General features: G+C 62.0%; 27 protein-coding genes and 1 pseudogene. 12 read left to right on the top strand and 16 right to left on the bottom strand.

What is annotated here, in order from left to right; translation table 11 throughout:
* Window positions 1–50: 50 nt before the first annotated feature.
* Entirely contained in the window at window positions 51–953 is a 903-nt protein-coding gene (gene rpoH, locus C5J22_RS08670; RefSeq protein ID WP_046666717.1) for an RNA polymerase sigma factor RpoH, read from the bottom strand.
* A 277-nt stretch (window positions 954–1,230) separates the two neighbouring features.
* Between rpoH and C5J22_RS08665 the strand changes: the two genes are divergently transcribed.
* Complete coding sequence (locus C5J22_RS08665; protein WP_105437913.1) at window positions 1,231–1,911, top strand: hypothetical protein; 681 nt, start codon at window positions 1,231–1,233, stop codon at window positions 1,909–1,911.
* A gap of 10 nt (window positions 1,912–1,921) precedes the next feature.
* Here the strand turns inward: C5J22_RS08665 and C5J22_RS08660 are convergent, their stop codons facing one another.
* The 8 genes and pseudogenes from C5J22_RS08660 to C5J22_RS08630 form a co-directional block, all read right to left on the bottom strand.
* Entirely contained in the window at window positions 1,922–3,052 is a 1,131-nt protein-coding gene (locus C5J22_RS08660) for a hypothetical protein (RefSeq protein WP_105437912.1), read from the bottom strand.
* Window positions 3,049–4,059: a hypothetical protein gene (locus C5J22_RS08655; RefSeq protein ID WP_105437911.1), complete on the bottom strand. Its 1,011-nt coding sequence runs from the start codon at window positions 4,057–4,059 to the stop codon at window positions 3,049–3,051. Before C5J22_RS08655 ends, C5J22_RS08660 begins: the two co-directional genes overlap by 4 nt.
* Entirely contained in the window at window positions 4,056–4,802 is a 747-nt protein-coding gene (locus C5J22_RS08650; RefSeq protein WP_172746571.1) for a hypothetical protein, read from the bottom strand. Before C5J22_RS08650 ends, C5J22_RS08655 begins: the two co-directional genes overlap by 4 nt.
* A 219-nt stretch (window positions 4,803–5,021) precedes the next feature.
* Window positions 5,022–5,135, bottom strand: a pseudogene (locus tag C5J22_RS31625) (class I SAM-dependent methyltransferase); the annotation flags it as partial.
* A 55-nt stretch (window positions 5,136–5,190) separates the two neighbouring features.
* Window positions 5,191–5,496 carry a DUF1127 domain-containing protein gene (locus tag C5J22_RS08640; protein ID WP_245440324.1) on the bottom strand — a complete coding sequence of 102 codons (306 nt, stop codon included), beginning with the start codon at window positions 5,494–5,496 and terminating at the stop codon, window positions 5,191–5,193.
* A gap of 99 nt (window positions 5,497–5,595) precedes the next feature.
* Entirely contained in the window at window positions 5,596–5,757 is a 162-nt protein-coding gene (locus C5J22_RS31105) for a hypothetical protein (RefSeq protein WP_172716939.1), read from the bottom strand.
* 92 nt (window positions 5,758–5,849) lie between these two features.
* Window positions 5,850–6,683 (bottom strand): AraC family transcriptional regulator, encoded by an 834-nt coding sequence (locus C5J22_RS08635; protein WP_105437909.1) that lies wholly within the window; start codon window positions 6,681–6,683, stop codon window positions 5,850–5,852.
* A gap of 70 nt (window positions 6,684–6,753) precedes the next feature.
* A complete protein-coding gene (locus C5J22_RS08630) occupies window positions 6,754–7,776 on the bottom strand; it encodes an RluA family pseudouridine synthase (RefSeq protein ID WP_105437908.1) in 1,023 nt (340 codons plus the stop codon).
* Between the two features lie 45 nt (window positions 7,777–7,821).
* Between C5J22_RS08630 and C5J22_RS08625 the strand changes: the two genes are divergently transcribed.
* Together C5J22_RS08625 and C5J22_RS08620 are read left to right on the top strand one after the other, a co-directional pair.
* Entirely contained in the window at window positions 7,822–8,208 is a 387-nt protein-coding gene (locus C5J22_RS08625; protein ID WP_046635089.1) for a hypothetical protein, read from the top strand.
* Window positions 8,208–9,044 (top strand): RNA methyltransferase, encoded by an 837-nt coding sequence (locus C5J22_RS08620; protein ID WP_105437907.1) that lies wholly within the window; start codon window positions 8,208–8,210, stop codon window positions 9,042–9,044. Before C5J22_RS08625 ends, C5J22_RS08620 begins: the two co-directional genes overlap by 1 nt.
* A 5-nt stretch (window positions 9,045–9,049) precedes the next feature.
* On the opposite strand, the gene C5J22_RS08615 is transcribed toward C5J22_RS08620, so the two are convergent.
* Window positions 9,050–10,255 (bottom strand): hypothetical protein, encoded by a 1,206-nt coding sequence (locus C5J22_RS08615; RefSeq protein ID WP_105437906.1) that lies wholly within the window; start codon window positions 10,253–10,255, stop codon window positions 9,050–9,052.
* A gap of 159 nt (window positions 10,256–10,414) precedes the next feature.
* The gene (locus tag C5J22_RS08610; RefSeq protein WP_371412573.1) at window positions 10,415–11,017 is read right to left on the bottom strand and encodes a DUF1134 domain-containing protein; all 603 of its coding nucleotides are present in this window, start codon (window positions 11,015–11,017) and stop codon (window positions 10,415–10,417) included.
* 184 nt (window positions 11,018–11,201) lie between these two features.
* On the opposite strand from C5J22_RS08610, the gene chpT reads away from it, so the two are divergent.
* Both chpT and C5J22_RS08600 read left to right on the top strand, forming a co-directional pair.
* Window positions 11,202–11,849, top strand: coding sequence for a histidine phosphotransferase ChpT (chpT, locus tag C5J22_RS08605; protein WP_046603646.1), 648 nt, complete (start codon window positions 11,202–11,204; stop codon window positions 11,847–11,849).
* A gap of 104 nt (window positions 11,850–11,953) precedes the next feature.
* On the top strand, window positions 11,954–12,316 hold the full coding sequence (locus tag C5J22_RS08600) for a PleD family two-component system response regulator (protein ID WP_105400322.1): 363 nt from the start codon (window positions 11,954–11,956) through the stop codon (window positions 12,314–12,316).
* A 146-nt stretch (window positions 12,317–12,462) separates the two neighbouring features.
* Here C5J22_RS08600 and ctrA read toward each other — a convergent pair whose 3' ends face one another.
* On the bottom strand, window positions 12,463–13,161 hold the full coding sequence (gene ctrA / locus C5J22_RS08595; protein ID WP_007769464.1) for a response regulator transcription factor CtrA: 699 nt from the start codon (window positions 13,159–13,161) through the stop codon (window positions 12,463–12,465).
* Window positions 13,162–13,584: 423 nt separating this feature from the next.
* On the opposite strand from ctrA, the gene C5J22_RS08590 reads away from it, so the two are divergent.
* Window positions 13,585–13,935 (top strand): hypothetical protein, encoded by a 351-nt coding sequence (locus tag C5J22_RS08590; protein WP_046603647.1) that lies wholly within the window; start codon window positions 13,585–13,587, stop codon window positions 13,933–13,935.
* Between the two features lie 120 nt (window positions 13,936–14,055).
* Here C5J22_RS08590 and C5J22_RS08585 read toward each other — a convergent pair whose 3' ends face one another.
* A complete protein-coding gene (locus C5J22_RS08585) occupies window positions 14,056–14,334 on the bottom strand; it encodes a GNAT family N-acetyltransferase (RefSeq protein ID WP_105414763.1) in 279 nt (92 codons plus the stop codon).
* A 107-nt stretch (window positions 14,335–14,441) separates the two neighbouring features.
* Between C5J22_RS08585 and C5J22_RS08580 the strand changes: the two genes are divergently transcribed.
* On the top strand, window positions 14,442–14,894 hold the full coding sequence (locus tag C5J22_RS08580) for a paraquat-inducible protein A (protein WP_105437905.1): 453 nt from the start codon (window positions 14,442–14,444) through the stop codon (window positions 14,892–14,894).
* A 91-nt stretch (window positions 14,895–14,985) separates the two neighbouring features.
* Here the strand turns inward: C5J22_RS08580 and C5J22_RS08575 are convergent, their stop codons facing one another.
* From C5J22_RS08575 to C5J22_RS08565, 3 genes are all read right to left on the bottom strand, one after another.
* The gene (locus tag C5J22_RS08575; RefSeq protein ID WP_018327815.1) at window positions 14,986–15,261 is read right to left on the bottom strand and encodes a DUF1153 domain-containing protein; all 276 of its coding nucleotides are present in this window, start codon (window positions 15,259–15,261) and stop codon (window positions 14,986–14,988) included.
* 195 nt (window positions 15,262–15,456) lie between these two features.
* A complete protein-coding gene (locus C5J22_RS08570) occupies window positions 15,457–16,104 on the bottom strand; it encodes a sugar transferase (RefSeq protein ID WP_105438122.1) in 648 nt (215 codons plus the stop codon).
* Window positions 16,105–16,310: 206 nt separating this feature from the next.
* Window positions 16,311–17,342, bottom strand: coding sequence for a DUF2793 domain-containing protein (locus tag C5J22_RS08565; RefSeq protein ID WP_105437904.1), 1,032 nt, complete (start codon window positions 17,340–17,342; stop codon window positions 16,311–16,313).
* A 237-nt stretch (window positions 17,343–17,579) separates the two neighbouring features.
* Here C5J22_RS08565 and C5J22_RS08560 point away from each other — a divergent pair, with 237 nt between their 5' ends.
* The 5 genes from C5J22_RS08560 (at window position 17,580) to C5J22_RS08540 (ending at window position 23,837) form a co-directional block, all read left to right on the top strand.
* Window positions 17,580–18,830 carry a sarcosine oxidase subunit beta family protein gene (locus C5J22_RS08560; protein WP_105437903.1) on the top strand — a complete coding sequence of 417 codons (1,251 nt, stop codon included), beginning with the start codon at window positions 17,580–17,582 and terminating at the stop codon, window positions 18,828–18,830.
* A gap of 12 nt (window positions 18,831–18,842) precedes the next feature.
* Window positions 18,843–19,124 (top strand): sarcosine oxidase subunit delta, encoded by a 282-nt coding sequence (locus tag C5J22_RS08555; protein WP_105437902.1) that lies wholly within the window; start codon window positions 18,843–18,845, stop codon window positions 19,122–19,124.
* Complete coding sequence (locus C5J22_RS08550) at window positions 19,121–22,078, top strand: sarcosine oxidase subunit alpha family protein (protein WP_105437901.1); 2,958 nt, start codon at window positions 19,121–19,123, stop codon at window positions 22,076–22,078. Before C5J22_RS08555 ends, C5J22_RS08550 begins: the two co-directional genes overlap by 4 nt.
* A 10-nt stretch (window positions 22,079–22,088) precedes the next feature.
* A complete protein-coding gene (locus C5J22_RS08545) occupies window positions 22,089–22,637 on the top strand; it encodes a sarcosine oxidase subunit gamma (RefSeq protein WP_105437900.1) in 549 nt (182 codons plus the stop codon).
* Between the two features lie 297 nt (window positions 22,638–22,934).
* The gene (locus C5J22_RS08540) at window positions 22,935–23,837 is read left to right on the top strand and encodes a branched-chain amino acid ABC transporter permease (RefSeq protein WP_038544603.1); all 903 of its coding nucleotides are present in this window, start codon (window positions 22,935–22,937) and stop codon (window positions 23,835–23,837) included.
* The last annotated feature ends 1 nt before the right edge of the window (window position 23,838 follow it).

Below are 23,838 nucleotides of genomic sequence, written 5' to 3'. Positions count from 1 at the left end.
AAAAGGGGCCACCGAAGCAGCCCCTTTTATATCGTCAGCGTCGCGCGTGATTACGCGTCGACGACGCGCAGGGCGTTCGCCTGGGCGAGCGCTTCCTTCTGAACGGCTTCCTGCACCTTTTCGAAGGCGCGGACTTCGATCTGCCGGACGCGTTCGCGGCTGATGTCGAACTCGGACGACAGTTCCTCCAGCGTCACCGGATCGTCGGCAAGACGACGGGCTTCGAAGATGCGGCGTTCGCGGTCGTTCAGCACGCTCAGGGCCTTGGCCAGCATGCGGCGGCGCGTATCGAGCTCGTCCTGCTCGATCAGCACAGCTTCCTGGCTTTCGTGGTCGTCCACCAGCCAATCCTGCCACTGGCCGGATTCGCCTTCGGTGGCGCGGATCGGTGCATTCAGCGAAGCGTCGCCCGAAAGGCGGCGGTTCATGGAAACCACTTCCTCCTCGGAGACGTTCAGCTTGGTGGCGATTTCGGCCACCTGGTCGGGCTTCAGGTCACCTTCGTCGATCGCCTGGATCTTGCCCTTCAACCGGCGCAGGTTGAAGAACAGCCGTTTCTGGTTGGCGGTGGTGCCCATTTTCACGAGCGACCACGAGCGCAGGATGTATTCCTGAATCGAGGCCTTGATCCACCACATCGCATAGGTCGCCAAACGGAAGCCGCGTTCCGGATCGAACTTCTTGACGGCCTGCATCAGGCCGACGTTACCTTCGGAGACGACTTCGCCGATCGGCAGGCCGTAACCGCGATAGCCCATGGCGATCTTTGCCACGAGACGCAGGTGGCTGGTGACCAGTTTGTGGGCCGCATCCCGGTCGGCATGTTCGGCATACCGTTTCGCCAGCATGTATTCCTGCTGCGGTTCCAGCATGGGAAACTTGCGGATTTCGTCGAGATAGCGGTTGAGGCCGGCTTCACCGGCAGTAATGGAAGGCAGAGTATTGCGGGCCATAAAGCACCCCTTTCCGATCTATATATCGGCTCCCTTTTTGATCTTGCTGTACATGCTGAAGGCGAGCCAAGCGGCGCAGGTCATTTTCGACCCCACACCGACCCAAATGACAGATAAGTACGGCAGAACAGTGATTCAAGTCATCACAGAAGCGTTATATCATTACGTTTTAGTAATGTACCGGCTTCAATTGTGGGTATTGAAAGCACCCGACTTGCAATTTAACGATAGGAGGGGATCTGCGCCAGCCATGGCTTGCTACGAGGGGATAAGAATTATGAAAAAACGTGCTTCCAGGATGCGCCGCGTCGGTGGTCTGGCGATTTTTGTCGTTTTGTTTGCGCCGACGCTAGCACCGGCGCAGGATGCTCAGGATCGGGCCGGAGAGATCAAGGCCTGGCGGGAGCAATGCAACGATCCGGATCCGGACCTGCGGCTTGCCTATGTGGAGAAGGCGGTCGCCGGGGGGGACGCTGCCATCCAGCGCATCTGCACCCGCCTCGCGCTCGACAGCGATAATGCCGATATCCGCAATCTCGGACTGCGCACCGCCGTGGCGACCCTGCCGCAGATCCGTTTCTCGGTGGAGATCCCGCCCCAACTCACGGCGGCTATCAAGGCAGCGTCCGGCAACGAGAAGAAGATGGCCGAACTGGAGCGCTCGTACATCATGCGCAGCTGGCAGCTGATGCAGAATGGCCTGATCTTCGAGATTGACGGAGCCGAACCGGGTACGAGCAATTCAGCCTGGTATCCGATGGTGGGCCTCAACGACCGAAACAACAATTACAAGGGAAAGACGACCATTGTCGGCTCCCGCCTGAACTGGCTCGGCCGAGCCAACCTGCCGCAGGGGGAGTGTTCGCTCAACATCCAGTTGAAGGCCGGTTCCGAACTTGCCGGCACGTTCCAATGCGCCGACGCCTGGCCTTTCGCGGTGTCCGCCCAGCTGCTTTGACGCGCCGAGGTCAGCGCAGCTTCAGGCCGGACAGGCTCACCGGTTCCTTCGCCTCGATTCGCAGGCGAAGCTGCCGAGGCCCGTTGAGGTTGACGCGGCAGGGTGATGCTCCGACGCTGCCGGTCTGGCATTTGCCCACATAGTTCCAGCCGCTGTCTCCCGGCCGTCGCTCCTCGACCCAGAAGGTTCTCATGCCGCCTGTGCAGTTCCCCTGGTGTTGGAACTCTATCGTCTCGACCCGGTCGAGCTTGTCGGTGAGTTCGATCGTTAGTTCGACGTCGCCGCGTCCGCCATCTGCGGCGGCCCGGAAGCAGCCGGATCCGGACTGGAGAGTGGAGGGGCCGTCGCTGCCCTTGAGAAGCAGGGCGATGTAACCAAGCACGGTATAGGGCACGCCATCCGCCGTCGCCCGGCTGCCGCGTCGCTTGGCGGAGTCGTTGCTGTCGATGGCTGCAAACCGCTCGCGGATGTAGTCGAAACGTATCGCCATGACCCCGGACTGATCGGCCGGTACCCGCGTGATCATCGCGAAAGGGACCGGACTTCCCGAGCGCTCGCTCATGACGATCGCCCCGCTCAGCCCTTTTTGGAGAAAGCCCTTGTCGGCTGCATCCAGCACCTGGAACTGCAGGATAGCGCCGCCATATTCGTCGACGCCGCCGCGCTTCAGGGAGACTTCGAAATTGCCGTAGCTGGTCCTCAGCATGCTGAAGACATTCATGCGCGGAGCCGAGGCAAGCAGGTTGTTATAGACGAATGTCGGCGGACCGAGCCGCGACAGGCAGACGCCGTCCTTGCGTCCGCTTGCGACGCGGGCGAAGGCGAGGTCGGCGGCGCGCTCCTCCATGGGCGTCTTCGGAGCATCGATGGCGCCGGAGACCGGTCGTGCGCTTTCTCCGCCCACCGCATTCCGATCGGTGAAAAAGAACGGCTGCAACTCCCTGGTTTCCGGTGAGGCGACAACATGGGCGGGAACGGCGAGCCAGCACTCGCCGGGATTGATGCCTGCCGAGCCGAACAGCCAGGCCTGCCCGATCTCGCCATTGCGCGAGCGGACCGATACGGGTTCCGCCCGGGCATCGGAGAGAAGCAGGGCCGCAAGTCCCAATGCAATTCCGATTGGATGGGAAAAGCGCCTCATTCCTGCTTCTTCTCCGGATTACGCCAAAGCCCCATCCAGTTCGCGACGGCTCCCAGCACGCCGCCGAAGACGACGACAAAGCCGGTAATGATGAGTGTGAGCGAATCCGCGAATGTGCTGGTCAGCAGGCTGAGGCCGAGTGTTTCCATCTCATCCCGGCGGGTGCCAGGCCGGTAAAGTTGAAGGGTCTTCGATATGGTCGTCGCCGAAATCTGCAACCCTTTCTCGCCCGGAATCGCTGCGCCGTACCAGGCGGCAATCGCCGGGTCTACCTGCTGCTTCGGATCCAGGTTATCGCCGCCGGACAGGCGGCTGCCGAGGGGAAGCGGAAATTCGGCATCCGCCACGGGCACGAGCCGTTCGCCGTAATAGGTGCGGTTAAAGACCCTGACCCGCCCTTCCCACATGATGTCATAGACGCGGGAGGCGGTGCCTGTCGGCATGACCGGGACGCCGAATTCCTGCCCGATATCCGCCGGACCGGCGATCGGCAGCGGCCGGACCAGTTCGGTTGCGTTGCTGATCCGGACCGTCACGGGTTCCACAAGGTCGCAGTCTGCCCTGCCGGAAGATTGGAAGGTGGCCGCGACCCTCGCTCCGTTTTCGCTGACAAGCCTGCCGCCGACGATCTGAATGGCGATCCGGCCGGCGCCGGCGCGATAGCTGACGATAGCGCCTTCCGAGGGCTGCAGGAGGCCGGTGATGCGCGGCGAGGGATCGCCGGCCAATGCGACGCAGCCTTCCGCCGACGCGATCAAAGTTGCATTGGTCAGCGGGATCGTGGCAATCAGCGGCCTGACAGCGCGGAAGCGCACCAGTTCGGAGACGGCATCGACGGAGGCGTAGAGCTCCGATCTGGATAGTTGCCGAAGCGCGAGGAATGCGATGGAGGTCAGGATAAGCGCGATGATGATCAGGTTCGTCGCACCTTTCGTACTCAGGTACCTGGCGACCTCGGTTGCCAGCCATTTCGCTCGGGTCGAAACGCGCTTGCCCACGATCTTCATCTATTGCGTCTCAGCGACACGAGCACCGGTTCCTTTTCGGTATCGAAGCCGTCATCCATGGCGATCACGAAGCGGCCCACCTCATCCCGGATGCCGCGGATATCGACCCGGCATTCCTGGTCGAAGGCGATCCGCGCCCCGCCGGCCGGCGGGGCGCAGACGATGTCGGTGGCACCTGCCGGCGCCTCCAGGGTGACCCTTCGGGAGCTCGCATTGATCATGATGGTCAGTATGTCGGAGTTCCCGCGGGGTCCGATCTGGGGGAAATGCACGGCGTCCTCCGGAATGCAGTCCTTGCCTTTCGCCTCGAAGACCTTGAGCGCGTAGTCGCCGCCATCGTAGCCGGCCAGCGCCGCCGCATGAATTTTCGTCACGGGGAAAATCCGGACGCTTTTCGCAGCTTGCGTACTCGTGATTGTATATTCGTTGTTGGCCGAGTAGCGGCCGTCGCGGGTGAGGGCGCGGACGCATACCAGTGGTTTCTGCGTCATGGCGAAGCGTACGTTGTCGGGATCGAGCTTTCCGGGCATATCGCCGAGCCGCAGGCCGACGACCACGCCTCCTGAGACCGGAGCGCTTTCGTCATAGCTCTCGCGGAAATCTTCACCCGGCGTGGCGACGGCGACCTCCTGCGCGAATGCCGGCACGGAGGCTATCGACGCGAGCCACAGAAAGGCGGTTGCCAGCCGTCGACCGGATATAGATAGCCGGTATCGCGGATACCATTCTCCAATGCGCAACATGCCCTCCCGCCTATTCGCCCTGAAAGACGTCGATGGACAGCCAACGACCTCAGATTGCATGGCTGGGCAAATACCCGGTCCATGCAGCCATGCAATCGGAAATAGAGCAAATCCGAATGGCTTTCACAAGACAGCGAATAGGTGAAGGGAAGGATGGGGTTGTCCTGGTCACAAAAGGGAGCTCGCCGAGATTTTCAGCGAACCCGTCGCGGACTGCGCCTACCGATAGACGCGTTCCGAAAGGGCCCGCGTGCGCGATCGCACCATCAGTTCATAGACCATGCGACGGCTGATCGGATTGTGCAACGGTGCCACTTTCGAGCCGAGGAATTGATGCAGAAGGTCGAGAACAGCGTGTCGGTGGCACGCCTCACCCATCTCTGCCGAGTCAGAGGCATTTGCGTTCCAGTCCATGCGCGTTGGAACGGCGGTAGCGGCTGACGTCGCCATAAGCCTGGCTGCGCGAGACGCCGATATCCTTCAACTGATCGTCGGTCAACTCCAATAGCGCCAGGCGGTTGTGGCGCTGCCGAATTTTTCTCACGATAGTTGCGACCATCTGGCGCAAGGGCGATCGCTTGGCCGATGCATCGTCGGCGGCGAGCGGCTGGCATGCCGCTGCGGGCGGCAGTTCCATGACAAGGTGATAGCGTTCCGATGCGCGGTCAAAGACCGCCCGGTTCTCGTTCTTCATGATCTTTCTCCTGAAGGGGTGCCGGCCAAATGCGCGCGGCGGGTGTTCAGGAGGCGGGCGGCTGGCGCCCGCCTCGATGTCTGATACCGGTGCTGATTTTTACTTGCTGGCTGCCTGGGCCGTGCGGGTCGCGACTTCCGCTTCCCGCAGCGCTTCGGCGCATTCCTCGCAGCAGACTTCGACCGTCTTGCCGCCGATCTTCACGGCGATCCGGGTCGAATCGAGTTCGCAGTCGCAGGCAGCGCAGGTGTTCTCTTTCATGGTGGCATCTCCCGATGTTGATCTTACGGGAAGAAGAAAAGCATTTTGGCGGGGGCTTCCGCTGTCAAAATCTTTAGCGATTTTTTGGGCTGCTATCTCAAACCCGCAAAGCGCTGGAACTCCGCCGGCGTCCGCCCATAAGCGTGGCGAAAGGCCGAGGAGAAGTGGCTGTGGCTGGAAAAGCCGAGTTCCAACCCAAGCTCGGTCAGGTCGTCATAGGTGCCGAGCAGATCGAGTGCTCGCGCCAGCCGCAGGCGAAGCTGGTAGCGGTAGAGCGGCGTGCCCTCGACCTGCTGGAAGACCTGGGTGAGGTAGACCGGCGAGACGCCGGTTTCACCGGCAATCTCGGCGAGCGTCCAGCGGCGGGCGAGATCGGAAGAGAGGGCGAGCTTGGCACGGTCCACCAGCTTCTGGCGGCCGGTGCTGGCGGTCGCGGCGCGCGCGGTCCGCACACCGACGGAGCGGCGCACCAGCGTCATGGCCAGCGTTTCGGCTTCCAGCGTTTCGGCTGCGCCGCGCATCAGGCTGTGGCGCAGCAGCGCCACCAGCGCCTGGGCTCGTTCGTCGATCCTGAGACGCTGCTTGTTGAAGACGAAGCGCGATCCCTTCGGATTGCGGTGCTCGGCCGGGACCAGTTCCTCCAGCATCGCCTCCGGCACGTCCATGCTCAGGCAGGAATCGCCGCCTTCGACCGGGTGGCTGATCTGGTAGGCCTCGTCGCAGTTGAAGAACAGGACCTGATTGGCCTCCGCCACCGTGTCGTCGCTGCCGACATGGCGCATGAAGACACCGCGATAGGGGAAGACGAGGCTCGTCGCATGGGAGCATTCCTCGCCGCTGCGATGCCGGCATTCGCCGTTGCACACGACGTCGCGGACCTTGATCAGGTCCGTGTCGAGGAGCTTTCTGACGGCGAGATGGCTCATGGAGGACCTTGGGATGCCTCGTGAATGTCGAGAGTTATATACTCTTTGACGGTGCCTCAGGCCACCCGTTTCATGCCTTTAGCGCTTCGATCAGCTCCGCCATGTCGTCGGGCATCGGTGCTTCGAATTCCATCACCTCGCCGGTGCGGGGATGCTCGAAGGCGAGCAGGAAGGCGTGCAGCGCCTGGCGCGGAAAGCGGTTGACGACGCTCTTGGCAAAATCCGGCAGCAGGTTCGCCTTGGTCTTGAAGCCGGCGGAATAGTCCTGGTCGCCGATCAGCGGATGGCCGATATGTGCCATGTGGACGCGGATCTGGTGGGTACGGCCGGTCTCCAGCCGGCATTCGATCAGCGCGGCAAGCGATGTCGCATCCGGCTTTTCGTGGAAACGTTCGATCACCTGGTAATGGGTGATGGCCTCGCGGGCGTCGCTGCTGTCTTCCTTCTGCACGGCGCGCTTGGTGCGGTCTCCGGCACGGCCGAGCGGCGCGTCGATCGTGCCCTTCAGGCCGCGCGGGCGGCCCCAGACGACCGCCTGATAGGCGCGCTCCAGTGGACCCGAGCGCCCGTGGTCGGCGAACTGGTCGGCAAGGTGGCGGTGGGCGATGTCGTTCTTGGCGGCGACCATTACGCCGCTCGTATCCTTGTCGAGCCGGTGGACGATGCCGGGACGCTTGACGCCGCCGATGCCCGAAAGGCTCGCGCCGCAATGATAGATCAGCGCGTTGACCAGCGTGCCGGTCCAGTTGCCGGCGCCCGGATGCACGACGAGGCCGGCGGGCTTGGCGATGACGATCAGGTCGGCATCCTCGTAGAGAACCTGGAGCGGGATATCCTCGCCCTTGGGCTCCGGATCCTCGGGTTCCGGAAGATCGATCTCGACGGTGTCGCCGGCATTGATCTTCTTCTTCGGCTCGGTGACCGGCTTGCCGTTGAGGCTGACAGCGCCCTGTTCGATCAGCGCCTTGATCCGGTTTCGCGAAAACTCACCGTCCAGCACGGAGGTCAGCCAGGCGTCCAGCCGTCCTTCGGCCTCGTCGGAGGCGGTGAGGACTTTCCTTGCACGCTCGGCTTCTTTAAAGGGATCGTTCATTCAATCATTCCGATAGCATTCGACAAGAACAAGGACGCCGCCCTCATGCCCCAACCCGAGATCGAGGAACAGGAAGAGCCGCTTGATCCGGCAATGGAGAAAATCCGCCGGAAGATGGTGCTTCTGATACTCGTTTCGGGCGGGATCTTGTTCGTCTGCTTTATGGCGGTCCTTGGCGCCATTGTCTACAAGGTCACGCAGCGGCCTGCCACGCCCGAGACGATCGCTTCGACAGGCGGGTTCTCGGTGCCCGCCGGCCAGCCGCTTGCGGCAACCGCCGAACTGCCTGCCGGCTTCGTGGTGCAGGGCGTATCCCTCTCCGGCAGCCAGATCCTGTTCTATGGACTGCTGACCGGCGACCAGAAGGTCTTGATCTACGATATCGCTGCCGGCCGCATCGTCGCCGATGTGACGGTGGCGATACCGCAATAATGGCACCGATCCGCATCGATGAGGCGGACGATCCGCGGATCGCCGAATTCCGGTCGATCCGCGAGCGGGACCTGACCGGACGGGAAGGGCGGTTCATCGCGGAAGGCACGGTGGTGCTGAGGATGCTCGCCGCGGCGCATGGTTCCGGCGGCGATTTTCTGACCGAGAAGATCCTGCTGCTCGAAAACCGGGTTGCGGGGCTTTCCGAGATCCTCGCAGGTTTTCCGGCAGACATTCCGGTCTACGTGGCCTCGGCTGCGGTGCTGGATCAGATTGCCGGTTTCCACCTGCATCGCGGCGTGCTGGCGCTTGGACGCCGCCGGCAGGAGAGGACAGCCGCCGAGCTGATTGCCGTGTTGCCGGAGAAGGCGCTGGTGGTCGCGGCCTTCGGCATTTCGAATCACGACAATATCGGTTCCATCTTCCGCAACGCCGCAGCCTTCGGCGCCGATGCGGTGCTGCTCGATCAGGGCTGCTGCGACCCGCTCTACCGCAAGTCGCTGCGCGTTTCCGTTGGAGCAGTTTTGTCGGTGCCCTATGCCCGGCACGGCACGATGACGGATATCCTGGCCGTGCTGATGGAGAAGGGTTTTGCCGTCTGGGGGCTTTCGCCCGCGGGTTCCGTGGAAATCCGGGATGTACCGCCTTCAGAGCGTATGGTGCTGATCACCGGAACGGAGGGCGAGGGACTGCCGGCGCACGTCCTCAGCCGCATCCGATCGGCCAGGATCGCCCAGGCGCCGGGTCTCGACAGCCTCAATGCAGCGACGGCGACCGGCATCGCGCTCTACGAGATCGCCATGGCCCAAGGTCGCCTATCTCAGGGCAGGTTATAGAAGTCTCAGGTGTTTGCGTCTTGGCTGGTCGCGAGCGTCTTCTTCGATCTCGCGGCCAGGCTTTCCCGGTTGCTATTTCCGGATTTGCCGGACAGGATCTTGAAGATCGGTGAGCCGGAACCTTCGGACGCTGCCGTCATGGCCACCATGCTGGCAGCTATGGAGGCCAATTCCTGGCGAATAGCGTCGTCGCTGCCGCTGCCCTTCGCCAAGCGTTCGGACAGCGCCGCTGCCCGGTTGCGGGCCTCTTCAGCCATTCTGGCCACGACGGGATCGACATCCGGCTGCCCGGAAACCCGGGCTTGTCTCGGAGGCGGGGCGTGCGGAATTTCGCGCAGGTTGATGTCCTCCGGAGTGATCTTTTTTCTCGGCGTCGCTTTTATAACAGGGCGGACAGCCGTCGAATCGCGAAGGGCGCGACTGGAATCGCGCGCTTCGGCACTGGCGCCTTTCAGCTTGTCCCGCAGTCGGCCGATCTCGGCAAGCCGGCGTTCCAGCGCCGTCTCCCTGTCGGCACGGTCGGCGATCTCCTTGGCAAGCTTGTCCTCGAGCCGCTGGACGCGATGCTCTTCCTGGGCGAGCCGTGCCTCGGCATCCTTGGCGCGGGCAGTCTGCTGCCGGACGTCGTTGCGCAGCGTATCCCGTTCGTCGCGCAAGGCGGTGACGCGGAATTTGAGGTTCTCGACCTCCGTGTCGCGGGTGGAAAGATCGATCCGGAAATTGTCGGCGTCGGCGATCATCAGAAGCTGGCGCTGCTGCAGCTTCTCGATCTCCAGATCCTTGGCGGCGACGGTTTGCTCGGCGGTTTCGAGCGCCGCCTTCAACTGCTGGATATAGCTGTCTTCCTGACGCAGGCGCGAACGGGCGTCGGCAGCTTCGACATCCATGGTGTCGATCTGGGCACGCAGGTCGGTGATTTCGGACAGCAACTGCGTAGCTTCCTCGGCCAGCCTGTCGCTCTTGATCTGCAGCGCGACCGCCTTGTCCCTTTCCTGGACGAGTTCCTGCTTGGTGCGGGCATTCTCGGCCGCATAGACGGCGCGGGCCATGTCCCGCTGGGCGCGGACTTCCTGCGGGCTGATCGGCAGCGTCGCCTTGATGCGGTTTTCTGTGTAGCGCACGATGCGATTGTGGACCGCCGGTGCAACCAGCATCACCGCAAGCGCGGCGCTCAGGAAACCCAAGCCGAACAGAAGAGCAAACTGGATCACGATGAGGCCGTTTCGCGGTCTGGATGGGAATGCGCAGGCTGTTTAAGCATGGTCACATTCAACCGGCAAGCGCCGTTCAGGCTGAAGGCCAGATTACCGGCCGCTGTGGCGCAAAACATGAAATTCCCCTCCGTTGTCCGGAGAGGAGAATGGCGAATTTCAGAAAGGGTTCCAGGTCGGCGACTGGGTGAGCTTCAGATAACCGACGTTGATGCCGAGGCGGGCACCGAGGCCGGTGCGAATCGGCACGAGAATCATGTTGTTGTTGCGCAGCACCGTCATGCCGACGCCAGCGACCACGAAGGCGGAGCCCGACACGCCGCCGAAGCGGGCATAGAGGCTGTTCACCGAGGGAAGGTCGTAGACCAGCATCATCGCGCGGGTGCCTTGGCCGCCGTAGTCGATGCCGAGCGAGGGACCCTGCCAGAAGACCGGGTGCTGGCCGGCGTTCTTCGTATAAAGCTCACCCTCGCCATAGGTCAGGCCGGCGATGAATGCGCCCGAGCCTTCCTGGCCAAGGATATAGCCGTTCGGCAGGCCGTATTGCGAAAAGGCGTTCTCCACAACCTTTGCAAGGCCGCCGCTGGTGGAGCCGAAGAAGCCGTGGCCGGCATCGACGATTTCCTGGGCGGAATATTGGTTGGAGCGCTGCTGGGCGGCTGCCGGGCCTGCAAAGACCGCCACGGCTGCGATCACGGCAAACACCGTCGCTGCGAAGCGGGCGAGGGCGGAAGGGGTGTGGATGCGCATTGTCAGATCCATGATTGTATCATCCAGGGGCACGCCTTTTGCATCATGCTTAAGGCCCGGCCATTTTGAAGCCATGATCTTAATAATCGGTTTACCAAATATGGTGTCATTATGGCCAGGAACATTGCTACATCCTCGCGCAACCTTCAGATGGCAAGGCGAATACGGGGGGAGCATTCCCAAACAGGAGACCTACATGCCGAAGAATCCGAATCTTACCCTTGCCGGGCCAGATCTCGCGGCACTTCTGTGCAGCCGTGTCTGCCATGACGTGATCTCCCCCGTCGGCGCGATCAACAACGGCCTTGAGCTTCTCGACGAGGGTGCGGCCGACGGCGACGCGCTCGACCTCATCCGCACCTCGGCCCTGAACGCCTCGGTACGTCTCAAGTTCGCGCGGCTCGCCTTCGGTGCTTCCGGCTCGGTCGGCGCCTCGATCGATACGGGCGAGGCCGAGAAGGCCGCCAAGGATTTCGCCATCGCCGAAAAGAAGACCGAGGTCACCTGGAACGGCCCGCGGGCGATCATCGCCAAGAATCGCGTCAAGCTGCTCCTCAACCTCTTCCTGGTCGCCTATGCCGGCATTCCCCGCGGCGGCTCGATGGACGTGACGCTGGAAAATCCGGAATACGACGCGAAATTCATCCTCACCATCAAGGGACGGATGATGCGCGTACCGGCTAAGTTCGTCGAGATCGCCAGCGGCACGCTTGAAGAGCCGATCGACGCTCATTCGATCCAGCCCTATTACACAGTGCTGCTCGCAGAAGAGTCCGGCATGGAACTGAGCCATGTGGTTTCTGAAGACAAGATCGTTTTCATCGCCGAGACCGTGGCGGCTTGAGACGATCTGCGGTTGTTTGGCACCCAAGGGTAACCATTCATTAGTGCCATCCCCTTAATGATGGATGCTCGGAACCAGAGAGGGTTCAGCGTCAGGGGGATACGATGCAGCGTTTAATGATTGCCGACGGATCGGACATCGTACGCACGGTCGGAAAGCGAATCCTGTCGGAACTGGGCTTCCTCGTGATCGAGGCCGACACTGCGCGCGAGGCGGCGACGCGCTGCAATGCCGAGCTTCCCAATTTCCTGATCGTCGATGCAGCGCTGGAAGGCGCGCTTGAACTGATCGGCACCATCCGTGCGATGCCGAACGGCAAGAGCATCCGCATCTTCTATTGCGTCATCGAAGCGGACCTGAAGAAGATGATGGCCGGCAAGCGCGCCGGTGCGGACGATTTCCTGCTGAAGCCGTTCGATCGCAAGATCCTGACTTCGGTCTTCTCGGCCCTGGCGCAGGCCGCTTGATTCTCAAAGCCGATACATCCACTCGACTGGCGGCAGCCTGCATGGTTGCCGACACGCGTCTCGTTTTTGGGTCCTCAGGCGGGCCAAAACAAAACGTCCGCCTGGCAGCCAGGCGGACGTTTTCGATAAGGGGATTTTCAGGCAGCTCAGGCGGTTTCGGCGTATTCCGCCTCCGGTTCGCGCAGCACGTAGCCGCGGCCCCAGACGGTTTCGATATAGTTTGCGCCGCCGGCGGCATTGGCGAGCTTCTTGCGCAGCTTGCAGATGAAGACGTCGATGATCTTCAGTTCCGGCTCGTCCATACCGCCGTAAAGGTGGTTCAGGAACATTTCCTTGGTGAGCGTGGTACCCTTGCGGAGCGAGAGCAGCTCCAGCATCTGGTATTCCTTGCCCGTCAGGTGAACGCGCTGGCCGCCGACTTCGACGGTCTTGGCGTCGAGATTGACGATCAGTTCGCCGGTGACGATGATCGACTGTGCGTGACCCTTGGAACGGCGCACGATCGCATGGATGCGAGCGACCAGTTCATCCTTGTGGAAGGGCTTGGTCATGTAGTCGTCGGCGCCGAAACCGAGACCACGGACCTTGTCTTCGATGCCGGCCATGCCGGACAGGATGAGGATCGGTGTTTTGACCTTCGAAAGCCTCAGAGTGCGAAGCACTTCATAGCCCGACATGTCGGGCAGGTTAAGGTCGAGGAGAATGATATCATAATCGTAAAGCTTGCCGAGGTCGACGCCTTCCTCACCGAGGTCAGTCGTATAGACGTTGAAGCTTTCCGATTTCAGCATTAGCTCGATGCTCTGGGCAGTCGCGCTGTCATCTTCGATGAGTAGAACCCGCATATTTTTCCCCTTTACCGCCGCGTAAGGTATCTTTGCCCCCTTACTCGATACGGATCCAGACTGAGCCTGATTTGGAAGCTGCCACTAAATGGTTAACAAATTATGATTCAACCTGGCAAGGTTCATGATTTCGTTAAGCAAGATTAGTAGCAACCTGTTTTCCCTTCAAGTTTGGCCATCACCAGGATTGAATCCGCGGATGAGGAAATTCCGCTAAGTGATTCATTCGACTCATACATTGTCGCGGCCAATTTAGGCCCTGGCATTTACCGACCCTTAAACGATCCGGTTTATCATTAATGATGCCCGTAAACGAAAGGTTAACGCGAGCCTTAATTTATTAACGCCGCGAGAATTTTTTGATCCTGAGTGTACCAATCCGGATACACGGGCCTGGGTCTCGCTATCCACGGAGTATTGCGTATGAAGTCGCGTGACAGCATGGTTCGCCTGAAAAGCTTTCAGGTCACCGAAAAGCGCCGTCAACTGCAGCAATTGCAGATGATGATGGCCGAATTCGAGAGAATGTCTAAAGAACTCGAGCACCAGATCACTCTGGAAGAGAAGAAATCCGGTATTACCGACCGGAATCACTTCGCTTATCCAACCTTCGCAAAGGCTGCCCGCCAGCGCGCGGACAATCTTCAGGTCTCGATTCGCGAGCTGAAGGTCCAGGAGGAAAGCGCCGAACTGGCGCTCGAGGAAGCGGAAGCGGAATTCGCCAAGGCTTCGGCGCTCGAAGAGCGCGATGGCGGAATGCGCGCCCGGGCTTAACAAAGTCGGGCGGCATCATCGACGGAAATGTCATAATCTGGGGCGGTGCCGCGGTGCCAGGCCCCATTTCCGTATTTTTGGCTCTCGTTAACGTTTGTGATTCGGGTTCGGCATCCCGTGTTAACGAAGGATATCCTGCCAGTCGGGATGGCGTTCCGCCTGCGCCTTGAAGAACGGGCAGAGCGGGATGATCTTCCAGCCGCCCTTGCGGGCTTCTTCGACCGCATGCAGCGCGAGCGCCTGGCCGACGCCCTTGCCGCGAAGCGCATCCGGAACCCCGGTATGATCAACGATGACAAGTTCCGGAGATGCGCGCGAATAAGTCATTTCGGCAAAATGACCTTCGACCTCGGCGACATAACGACCGCCCGACCGTGTCTCTTCCAAAGTAATATTCATGATGGTCCCGCTTTTGTCCGTTCGCCGATGGTGTAATACGGGGAGGGCCGAAGGGAAATAGCCAAGGCTGTCCCACCGAGGGTGACACATCGTCAACGGAGAAAGCGATGAACTGGCTGCGGCCGCTTCTTCTCGCGCTGGCCGCGATCTTTCTGGCGCTCGGGCTCTTTTTGCCGATCATCCGTTTCGAGCGGCTCTATTTCTTCAGCGAAACGCCGTCTCTGCTGGAACTCGTCGCGGCGCTTTTCCAGGAGGGAGACCTGGCGCTGTCGCTGGTGGTCGGGCTGTTTTCGATCGTTTTTCCGATCGTCAAGCTGGCTGGGCTGGCGGCGCAGCTTTCCGGACGGGCGGCGGAGGCAGGATTTTTCCGCCGCGCGATGCCGCATCTTTCGAAATGGTCGATGATGGACGTGATGCTGGTGGCGATCGTGGTATTTGCGGCGAAGAGCAGCGGCCTGGCTGTTGCGGTCTCGCAGCCGGGCCTCTGGTTCTATGCCGCTTCAGCCGTCATCGCCGGGCTTCTGCCGTCGCTGTCCCGGATCGGATCCGGGCAGAATTGAGCCGTCTTTCAGAAACCGAAAGGTGCCGTTGCGTTCGTTGCAGCGGCACCTTTTGGTTTCCGGTGCGGGCTTGACGCCCGCGAATTCGGCGTCAGTGGCGATATTGCTGGATGCGTGTGGTGCGCAGACCGGCCAGGCCATGATCGTTGATGGAGGACTGCCAGGACAGGAATTCCTCGACGGTAAGCGTGTAACGCTCGCAGGCTTCTTCCAAGCTCAACAGGCCACCGCGAACCGCGGCTACCACCTCTGCCTTGCGCCGGATGACCCAGCGGCGCGTATTGGCCGGCGGCAGGTCGGCGATCGTCAGGGGGCTGCCATCGGGGCCGATGACATATTTAACTCGGGGACGTATCATTTCGGTCATTGGACTCTCTACACAACGCAAGACCACGCCGGTGAGCCTAGCTGCCCAGTTTTAATATTTGACTAAACAGGCAGCAGCATTTGTTCCCACTGCGGCAACAATCGCGCTGCGTGTCCTAATGCAGGGCAAAAAACGCTCATTTGTCCAGGAAAAGAAGGGGTTTCGGTGATTGGGCGGTCACTCGAAAGCGGCCGGTCAGAAGCCTTTGCCGCCCCGAAATTCGGCAAGCAGCGTGCCGAGCACGATACGCAGATCGAGGAAAATAGAGAAATTGTCGATGTAATACAGGTCGCATGCGATACGGGCGCGCGCCTTGCCGGGGCGGTCCGTCGGTCCGCGAAGACCGCGCATCTGGGCCAGACCGGTCATGCCCGGCCGCATCGAATGGCGGCGATGATAATCCGCAACCAGGCTCTCGTAAGGGATGCCGGCAGCCAGCATGTCGATCGCGTGACAGCGCGGACCGACCAGCGACATGTCGCCTTTCAGGACATTCAGCAACTGCGGCAGTTCATCGACATTGGCCTTGCGGATGAGGGCGCCGACGCGGGTGATGCGCGGATCGTCCCTGACCGTCTGGGCTATCCCCCGCGCATCGCCGAGATTGGTGCGCATCGAACGGAACTTGTAGACCCGGAACCTGCGACCGCCCTTGCCCCAGCGCATCTGGGTGAAGAGCGCCGGCCCGTCGCTGTCAATGCGGATCGCCAACGCGACGAGCAGCATCAGAGGCAGGAGCAGGATCAGTGCGGAAAGCGAGACGCCGATGTCGATCGCCCGCTTTGCCGCGAACTGGGTTCGAAGGCTGGGGCTGGATTTACGGGGTAAACCCGAGTGCCGGATGAGGATCGGCGGCGGCTCGATATGCCGCCAGCCGCTCGACCCGTCGGTGGTGTCGTCATGCAGATCAGGAACACTCAAAACCAGCCACCCCACCCCACGCCCGACGCCCTGAGGGCGGCGGCAACTCTTGATAGAATACCTCCAGTCGGGAGTCATCAACCAAGTTAACCGTCCGTTAAGGATGAATAGAATTTTAGGAGTTGCTGTTATTGCAGCATTGCCAAAGATAGTTCTGTTTTTCCGGCGCCCGATTCCAGTTGTGCCGTTCCGGCATGCCCGAGCGTCAGGTAATCCCCGGCGAAAAAGGAAAAAATTCCCGTTGCGGACTGCATTTGTGCTCCACCGGTGGCGCCATTCATCAGAATAAGTGCTTGTGTTGCATTGAGCATCAGGCTGGTCGCGTGGCCGGACGAGGAGAGCACCGCGAGATTGAGGGCGACGAGGTACACGCCGTCGGCCGGCACCACGAGCCGGTTGCCGCCCCCCTCGACCGCAACGCCCAGCGAAAAGCCGCCGCGGTCGAGCGCAAGCGTGGTGAAGCCGCTCTGCTGGCCGGCGGTCGGGGTGAAGCTCGTGCCGGCGCGGTAAGCGCGGGCGGCCGGCTGGTTGGGGTGCGAGACATGGCCGCTGGGCGAGATGGACAGCCCGGTCTTCCATGTCGTCCCGTCGCTGACCTTGACGGAGAACTCGGTGTCGCCGGCCAGGCCCATTTCTGCATGACCCGTCCAGTTCGACTGGAAGAGCAGCGAGGCCGTGTCGGTGGATGCGGCTTTGTTGACCTTGATCTGGTGTCCGTTGCCGGCGTGGTTGAACAGGCTTGCCGGGGAGGCGAGCGTGAGCCGGTTGGTGCTGTCGGGCGTTGCATTGATGCCGAGCTCGTCGACGCGGCCGATGGCGGGCAGGGGGATGTCCTGCCAGAGCATGCCCGAGAATACCTTGAGCTTTTCGGAAGCGGTGAACCAGGCCCGCCAGCCGACGCGCGGGATCAGGAATGCCCAGTAGCCGTCCTGCCAGGAAGCGACACGTCCCGTCTTGCCGGCCCAGGCGCCGGTTGCTCCGGTCGTCACCAGATAACAGGCGCCTTCTTCGGATGGGCCCGGCGGGCTCTCGAGTTCCGCGACGATCGTCAGATGCACCAGCGCGTCGAGCCGCAGCAGCGCCTCGTTGTGGGTCACGTGTTTCTGCGCCTGCGAAGGCAGGATGAAGGGCATGTTCAGATTTGTGGTCGTATCGGCCATGGCTGTCTCCGTTCGGTCGCCCGGAGTCTAAGGCCGATGGCGGAGACGGGGAGGCGGAAGCGGCCAAGCCTTTGAAAAACCTGAAGCGGTCCTTGAGAAACGTGCCCACCTCGACGGGCCGTGCCTTTGGCGCAACGCCTGCGCGTTTCGTCGCGTGCGGGCTTTTCGATGTCCTGATTGCGCTTGTCCTTTGTCTCGCATATGCGAATGTGAGCGCGGCGAGAGACAGGGAAAAGCATGCGTTATTCGGCCTATTCGATCTTCAAGGAAGCGCTGTCCGGCAACCGGATGTGGAAGCCGGCCTGGCGCGAACCGCAACCGAAGCCGCATTACGACGTGATCATCGTCGGCGGCGGCGGGCACGGGCTGGCGACCGCCTATTACCTGGCCAAGGAATTCGGCATCACCAATGTCGCCGTGCTCGAAAAGGGCTATCTCGGGTCGGGCAATGTCGGGCGCAACACGACGATCATCCGCTCTAACTACCTGCTTGAGGGCAACAACCCGTTTTACGAATTTTCGCTGAAGCTGTGGGAAGGGCTGGAGCGGGATTTTAACTACAACGCGATGGTCTCGCAGCGCGGCATGCTCAACCTCTTCCATTCCGACGGCCAGCGGGACGCCTATGCCCGCAGGGGTAACGGCATGCGTATCCATGGCATCGACGCCGAGCTGCTTGACCGCGAGCAAGTGCGCAGAAAAGCGCCCTATCTCAATTTCGACCACGCCCGTTTCCCGATCATGGGGGCGCTCTACCAGAAGCGTGCTGGTACGGTGCGGCACGATGCGGTCGCCTGGGGTTACGGCCGTGGGGCGGACGCCCGCGGCGTCGATCTGATCCAGCATTGCGAAGTGACCGGCATCCGCCGCGAAAACGGTCTCGTCACCGGTGTTGAGACGACCAGGGGTTTCATCGGCTGCAACAAGCTGGCGCTCGCGGCTGCCGGCAACACGACGACGGTCGGGCGGATGGCCGATCTTGAGCTGCCGATCGAATCGCATGTGCTGCAGGCCTTCGTCTCGGAAGGGCTGAAGCCGGTGGTCGACCATGTGATCACCTATGGCGCCGGCCATTTCTACATATCGCAGTCGGACAAGGGCGGATTGGTGTTCGGCGCCGAGATCGACTTCTATTCCTCCTATGCGCAGCGCGGCAATCTGGCGACCGTCGAGCACACGATGGAGGAGGGGGTGTCGCTGATCCCCGGCCTCTCGCGTGCCAAGGTGCTCAGAAGCTGGGGCGGCGTCATGGACATGTCGATGGACGGATCGCCGATCATCGACCGCACGCCGATCGACAATCTCTATCTGAACTGCGGCTGGTGTTACGGCGGCTTCAAGGCGACGCCGGCCTCCGGTTTCTGTTTCGCCCACCTGATCGCCAAGAACGAGACGCACCACGTCACCCGCTTCATGCGGCTCGACCGGTTCGAGCGCGGCTACACGATCGACGAAGCGGGCCGCGGCCCCCAGCCGAACCTTCACTGAGCAAGATCCCCCATGGCAAGCCTGATCACCTGTCCGCATTGCGGTACCAGACCCAAGGAAGAGTTTTCGATCCGCGGCGCCGCCGCGCCGAAACGCCCTTCGCCGACCGCCAAGGACGAGGCCTGGCACCGTTACGTCTATATCCGGGACAATCCGAAAGGGCGCTATCAGGAGTATTGGCATCACGTCGCCGGCTGCCGCCGTTTTCTGGTGGTCGAGCGGGATAACCTTACCCACGAGGTTTTCGGCGTGGCCGATGCCGCGGAATTAGAGCGCGCGGGAGCTGACGAATGACCTCCTATCGTCTCGGGTCCGGCGGCGCGATCAATCGCGGCCAGTCGCTCACCTTCACCTTCGACGGCCGCAGCTACAAGGGCTTCGAGGGCGATACGCTCGCCTCGGCGCTGCTTGCCAACGATCAGATGCTGATGGCCCGCAGCTTCAAATACCACCGCCCGCGCGGCGTGGTGACGGCAGGGTCCGCCGAGCCCAACGCGCTGATGACGATCGGGTCCGGCGCGCGGGCCGAGCCGAACGCCCGTGCGACGACGGTCGAGCTTTACAATGGCCTCGCTGCCGCCAGCCAGAACCGCTGGCCGTCGCTGAAACATGATTTTGGCGCGGTGAACGATCTTTTCTCGCCGTTTCTCGGTGCAGGTTTCTACTACAAGACCTTCATGTGGCCGGGCGTGCTCTGGGAAAAGCTCTACGAGCCGCTGATCCGCCGTGCCGCCGGGCTCGGCAAGGCCACGATGCAGGCCGATCCGGACCGTTACGAAAAATCCTGGGCGCATTGCGACCTGCTGGTGATCGGCGCGGGGCCGACCGGTCTGATGGCGGCGCTCGCCGCCGGCCGGGCTGGGGCGCGGGTCATTCTGGCGGACGAAGGCTTCAGGTTCGGAGGTTCGCTGCTGTCGGAAAGCGCCATGGTTGGCGGCCGGCCGGCTGCGGAATTCGCGGCTGACGTCGTCGAGGAACTGGCGTCGCTGCCGAATCTGACGCTGATGCCGCGCACGACCGTGTTCGGCTGGTATGACGACATGGTGTTCGGCGCCGTCGAGCGGGTACAGAAACACGTGGCCTCGCCATCGCCGGACCTGCCGATGGAGCGGCTGTGGCGCATCGTAGCGAAGCAGGCGATCCTTGCCACAGGTGCCGAAGAGAGGCCACTCGTCTTCGGCGGCAACGACAAGCCGGGCGTGATGACGGCCGGGGCTGCGCGCACCTATCTCAACCGCTACGGCGTTGCGGTCGGCGGCAAGGTCGCGGTCTTCACCAACGGCGGCTCCGGGTACCGCACGGCCGCCGACCTCCTCGCTCAGGGTATCGACGTCACCGCGATCATCGACGCACGACCGCAATCGGCCGACCCTGTGCCGGAGAGTGTTCGCGTCATCCGCAGCGGCTCGGTGATCGCGACCAGGGGACGCCACCGGATCGAGGGGCTGATCGTCGAGCGCTCCGGGTTCGAGGAGGTGATCGGCTGCGATGCGCTGGCGATGTCCGGCGGCTGGTCGCCGATCGTGCATCTGATGTGCCAGCGCGGCGCCAAGCCTGTGTGGTCCGACGAGAAACAGGCATTTCTGGCGCCCGACGTCGGCGGCGCTTTTGCGGCTGCCGGCTCGGCTGCCGGCCAGGTGTCGCTCGGGGCTTGCCTGAAGGATGGTTCGGCCAAGGCGCATGCCGCACTCGACGCGCTGGGCAGGCTGGTCGGCACGCTCGAAACGCCCGAGGTCGAGGGCGAATACGACCCGTCCTTCGCGCCGCTCTGGTACGTGCCGGGCGCCCGGGAGAAGGCTTTCGTCGATTTCCAGAACGACGTGCATGTCGGCGATCTCGGCCTCGCCCAGCGGGAAGGCTTCCGCCATATCGAGCACACCAAACGTTATACGACCGCCGGCATGGCGACCGACCAGGGCAAGCTCGGCAATGTCAACACGGCCGGCATCGTGGCGGGCATGCGCGGCGTGTCGCCGGCCGAGATCGGCACCACCACCTTCCGGCCGTTCTACACGCCGGTCTCGTTCGGCGCTCTGGCAGGCACCGCGCGGGCCGAGCATGCCGCCCCGGTACGTACCTCGCCGCTGCATGGCTGGGCGAGAAAGAACGGCGCGACCTTCGTCGAATCCGGTCTCTGGTACCGCTCCGCCTGGTTCCCGCAGGAGGGTGAAAAGACCTGGCGGGAAAGCGTCGACCGGGAGGTCCTGAACGTCCGCGCCCATGCCGGGCTCTGTGACGTCTCCACGCTCGGCAAGATCGAGATATTCGGGTCGGGCGCGGTGGAATTCCTCGATCGCATCTATTCCAACAGCTTTCTCAAGCTGCCGGTCGGAAGGGCACGGTACGGGCTGATGCTGCGCGAGGACGGCATCGTCTTCGACGACGGAACGGTGAGCCGGCTTTCCGAAAACCACTATGTCATGACCACGACGACGGCTTTTGCCGCGGACGTGCTCGCGCATCTGGAATTCTCGGCACAGACCTTCTGGCCGGAACTCGACGTGCGCTTCGTCTCCTCGACGGATCAGTGGGCACAGATGTCGCTCGCCGGGCCGAAGGCGCGAATCATCATGAGCCGCGTCGTGCAGGACGATATTTCCGATGCTGCCTTCCCCTTCCTCGCCGCCAGGGAGGTGATGCTGCGCGACGGGCTGAAGGCGCGGCTGTTCCGCATCTCCTTTTCGGGCGAGCTCGCCTACGAGCTTGCCGTTCCGGCCGGTTACGGAGAGGCGGTCGCCGATGCGATCATGAATGCGGGCCGCGAGGAGGGCATCAGCGCCTATGGCGTCGAGGCTCTGAACGTGCTGCGCGTCGAGAAGGGGCATGTCACCCACAGCGAGCTCGATGGCCGCACTACCGCGGACGATGTCGGGCTCGGCCGGATGATGGCGATGCAGAAGCCGGATTTCATCGGCAAGCGGCTCTCGATGCGATTCGGGCTGACGGCCGCCGACCGGTTGCAGCTCGTCGGATTGAAGCCGATCGAGGCCGACAAGGATATCAAGGCCGGCGCGCATCTCCTGAAGGAAGGTGCAAAGCCGTCGACGGCGAACGACCAGGGTTTCGTCTCGTCGGCCTGCTTTTCGCCAACGCTCGGGCAGTTCATCGCGCTCGGCATGCTGAAGTCCGGGCGCGAGCGGATTGGCGAACGGGTGATGGTCTGGGACGGGCTGCGCGGCTCGGAAGTGCTCGCGCAAGTCTGCCCGCCGGTCTTCGTCGATCCCGAAAACAGCAAACTGCATCTCTGAGGGCCGCTTGATGTCGATCAATCTTCTCCACCGGCATGTCCTTGACGATCATATCTCCGGCTTCGAGACGGATCCCAATCCTAACCATCTCTCCATCATTCGCCGGCCGGTGATCTTCTCGGTTCTCGCCCACGAGGGCCAGGAGACGGCCGTCGCCGAGGCCCTGTGGAATGCCGAGAATGTGGCGCAGCGCTTCTGCAGCCCGTCCGAATGGTTTGCCGTATCGCGGACGGTCAGCGCCGAGACGGTCGCCGGCATGCTGTCCGGGATCGCCGGAACGTCCTTCGCCGACCAGAGCGACGGCCGCGTGCTCATGGAAATCTCCGGTCCGAGCGTGCGAACGATTCTGGCCAAATGCGTGGCGATCGACCTGCATCCGGAGGTGTTCGAGGAGGGCCATTCCGCCGCGATGTTGTGCTGCCATGCGGAGGCGAATGTCGCGCGCACCGGTGCCGACAGGTTCGAGATCATCGTGCCGCGCTCGCTTGCCGGATCGGTTTTCGAGGAGCTGATGGAGATGGGCCGCGAGCATGCGCTGACCCGCGGCTTCGTGGACTGAGCGCTGAGCCTGCAGGGCGAGGGGCGCATCTGAATTTAACGTTAACCGCAGGACGATCTATAATTTCGCAAACCGGGCGTCGCGGCTAATTTTTCGACAGAAGCTGCCGTTTTTTTGGAATTTCTGATCTTTGTGTTGCCAGATTGTTGAGAAGTGCTGCGATTTTGTCGGTCTCGCGGCTTTTTGTCTTCCCATTCCTTACGAAAACGTTATGGAATGCGCCAAAGAACGTAAGAACCCGCAAGGGCCAAATAAACGAGATGCGACCCTCCCGGGATCGCATCCAGGGGAAAATATATGGAGTATTTTATCCAGCAGCTCATCAACGGGCTGACTCTTGGATCCATCTATGGCCTTGTCGCAATCGGCTATACGATGGTTTATGGCATCATCGGCATGATCAACTTCGCCCATGGCGATATTTTCATGCTTGGCGGTTTCGCCGCTCTCATCGTCTTCCTGATCGCAACCTCCTTCTTCGCCGGCATTCCGGTGGCGTTGCTTCTGCTGCTGATGTTGCTCGTCGGCATGCTGATGACGGGGTTGTGGAACTGGACGATCGAGCGGGTCGCCTACCGGCCGTTGCGTGGTTCGTTCCGGCTTGCGCCACTGATCACCGCGATCGGCATGTCGATCGTGCTGTCCAACTTCATCCAGGTGACGCAGGGGCCGCGCAACAAGCCGATCCCGCCGATGGTAACCGACGTCTTCCATATCGGCGGCATCACCATCTCGCTGAAGCAGGTGCTCATCGTCATCATCACGGCGGTGTTGCTGTTCGCCTTCTGGTACATCGTCAACAAGACGCCGCTCGGCCGCGCCCAGCGGGCAACCGAGCAGGACCGCAAGATGGCGGCGCTGCTCGGTGTCGACGTCGACCGGACGATCTCGATCACCTTCATCATGGGTGCAGCGCTCGCGGCGGTCGCCGGCGGCATGTATCTGATGTATTACGGAGTCGCCTCTTTCAATGATGGCTTCATCCCGGGCGTCAAGGCCTTCACCGCAGCGGTTCTCGGCGGTATCGGATCATTGCCGGGTGCCGTTCTCGGCGGGCTGCTGATCGGCCTCATCGAGTCGCTGTGGTCGGCCTATTTCTCCATCGCCTACAAGGACGTCGCCACGTTTGCGATCCTCGCTTTCGTGCTGATCTTCAAGCCGACCGGCATTCTCGGCCGGCCGGAAGTGGAGAAGGTGTAAC

The sequence above is a fragment of the Neorhizobium sp. T25_13 genome, from assembly GCF_002968675.1.
GTDB classification, from domain to species: Bacteria; Pseudomonadota; Alphaproteobacteria; order Rhizobiales; family Rhizobiaceae; genus Neorhizobium; species Neorhizobium tomejilense.
Note: the sequence above shows the minus strand (reverse complement) of the source record. Positions and strands in the feature narration are given on the sequence as shown.

What these genes read in the sequence shown, in the direction of transcription:
- C5J22_RS08630 (WP_105437908.1), bottom strand. Translation starts at nt 7,776, where the DNA reads ATGAACGATCCCTTTAAAGAAGCCGAGCGTGCAAGGAAAGTCCTCACC.
- C5J22_RS08660 (WP_105437912.1), bottom strand. Translation starts at nt 3,052, where the DNA reads ATGAGGCGCTTTTCCCATCCAATCGGAATTGCATTGGGACTTGCGGCC.
- C5J22_RS08540 (WP_038544603.1), top strand. Translation starts at nt 22,935, where the DNA reads ATGGAGTATTTTATCCAGCAGCTCATCAACGGGCTGACTCTTGGATCC.
- C5J22_RS08650 (WP_172746571.1), bottom strand. Translation starts at nt 4,802, where the DNA reads ATGTTGCGCATTGGAGAATGGTATCCGCGATACCGGCTATCTATATCC.
- C5J22_RS08590 (WP_046603647.1), top strand. Translation starts at nt 13,585, where the DNA reads ATGAAGTCGCGTGACAGCATGGTTCGCCTGAAAAGCTTTCAGGTCACC.
- C5J22_RS08655 (WP_105437911.1), bottom strand. Translation starts at nt 4,059, where the DNA reads ATGAAGATCGTGGGCAAGCGCGTTTCGACCCGAGCGAAATGGCTGGCA.
- C5J22_RS08585 (WP_105414763.1), bottom strand. Translation starts at nt 14,334, where the DNA reads ATGAATATTACTTTGGAAGAGACACGGTCGGGCGGTCGTTATGTCGCC.
- C5J22_RS08625 (WP_046635089.1), top strand. Translation starts at nt 7,822, where the DNA reads ATGCCCCAACCCGAGATCGAGGAACAGGAAGAGCCGCTTGATCCGGCA.
- C5J22_RS08610 (WP_371412573.1), bottom strand. Translation starts at nt 11,017, where the DNA reads ATGGATCTGACAATGCGCATCCACACCCCTTCCGCCCTCGCCCGCTTC.
- C5J22_RS08575 (WP_018327815.1), bottom strand. Translation starts at nt 15,261, where the DNA reads ATGACCGAAATGATACGTCCCCGAGTTAAATATGTCATCGGCCCCGAT.
- C5J22_RS08665 (WP_105437913.1), top strand. Translation starts at nt 1,231, where the DNA reads ATGAAAAAACGTGCTTCCAGGATGCGCCGCGTCGGTGGTCTGGCGATT.
- C5J22_RS08560 (WP_105437903.1), top strand. Translation starts at nt 17,580, where the DNA reads ATGCGTTATTCGGCCTATTCGATCTTCAAGGAAGCGCTGTCCGGCAAC.
- C5J22_RS31105 (WP_172716939.1), bottom strand. Translation starts at nt 5,757, where the DNA reads ATGAAAGAGAACACCTGCGCTGCCTGCGACTGCGAACTCGATTCGACC.
- C5J22_RS08550 (WP_105437901.1), top strand. Translation starts at nt 19,121, where the DNA reads ATGACCTCCTATCGTCTCGGGTCCGGCGGCGCGATCAATCGCGGCCAG.
- C5J22_RS08555 (WP_105437902.1), top strand. Translation starts at nt 18,843, where the DNA reads ATGGCAAGCCTGATCACCTGTCCGCATTGCGGTACCAGACCCAAGGAA.
- C5J22_RS08600 (WP_105400322.1), top strand. Translation starts at nt 11,954, where the DNA reads ATGCAGCGTTTAATGATTGCCGACGGATCGGACATCGTACGCACGGTC.
- C5J22_RS08620 (WP_105437907.1), top strand. Translation starts at nt 8,208, where the DNA reads ATGGCACCGATCCGCATCGATGAGGCGGACGATCCGCGGATCGCCGAA.
- ctrA (WP_007769464.1), bottom strand. Translation starts at nt 13,161, where the DNA reads ATGCGGGTTCTACTCATCGAAGATGACAGCGCGACTGCCCAGAGCATC.
- C5J22_RS08580 (WP_105437905.1), top strand. Translation starts at nt 14,442, where the DNA reads ATGAACTGGCTGCGGCCGCTTCTTCTCGCGCTGGCCGCGATCTTTCTG.
- C5J22_RS08640 (WP_245440324.1), bottom strand. Translation starts at nt 5,496, where the DNA reads ATGAAGAACGAGAACCGGGCGGTCTTTGACCGCGCATCGGAACGCTAT.
- C5J22_RS08635 (WP_105437909.1), bottom strand. Translation starts at nt 6,683, where the DNA reads ATGAGCCATCTCGCCGTCAGAAAGCTCCTCGACACGGACCTGATCAAG.
- rpoH (WP_046666717.1), bottom strand. Translation starts at nt 953, where the DNA reads ATGGCCCGCAATACTCTGCCTTCCATTACTGCCGGTGAAGCCGGCCTC.
- chpT (WP_046603646.1), top strand. Translation starts at nt 11,202, where the DNA reads ATGCCGAAGAATCCGAATCTTACCCTTGCCGGGCCAGATCTCGCGGCA.
- C5J22_RS08545 (WP_105437900.1), top strand. Translation starts at nt 22,089, where the DNA reads ATGTCGATCAATCTTCTCCACCGGCATGTCCTTGACGATCATATCTCC.
- C5J22_RS08565 (WP_105437904.1), bottom strand. Translation starts at nt 17,342, where the DNA reads ATGGCCGATACGACCACAAATCTGAACATGCCCTTCATCCTGCCTTCG.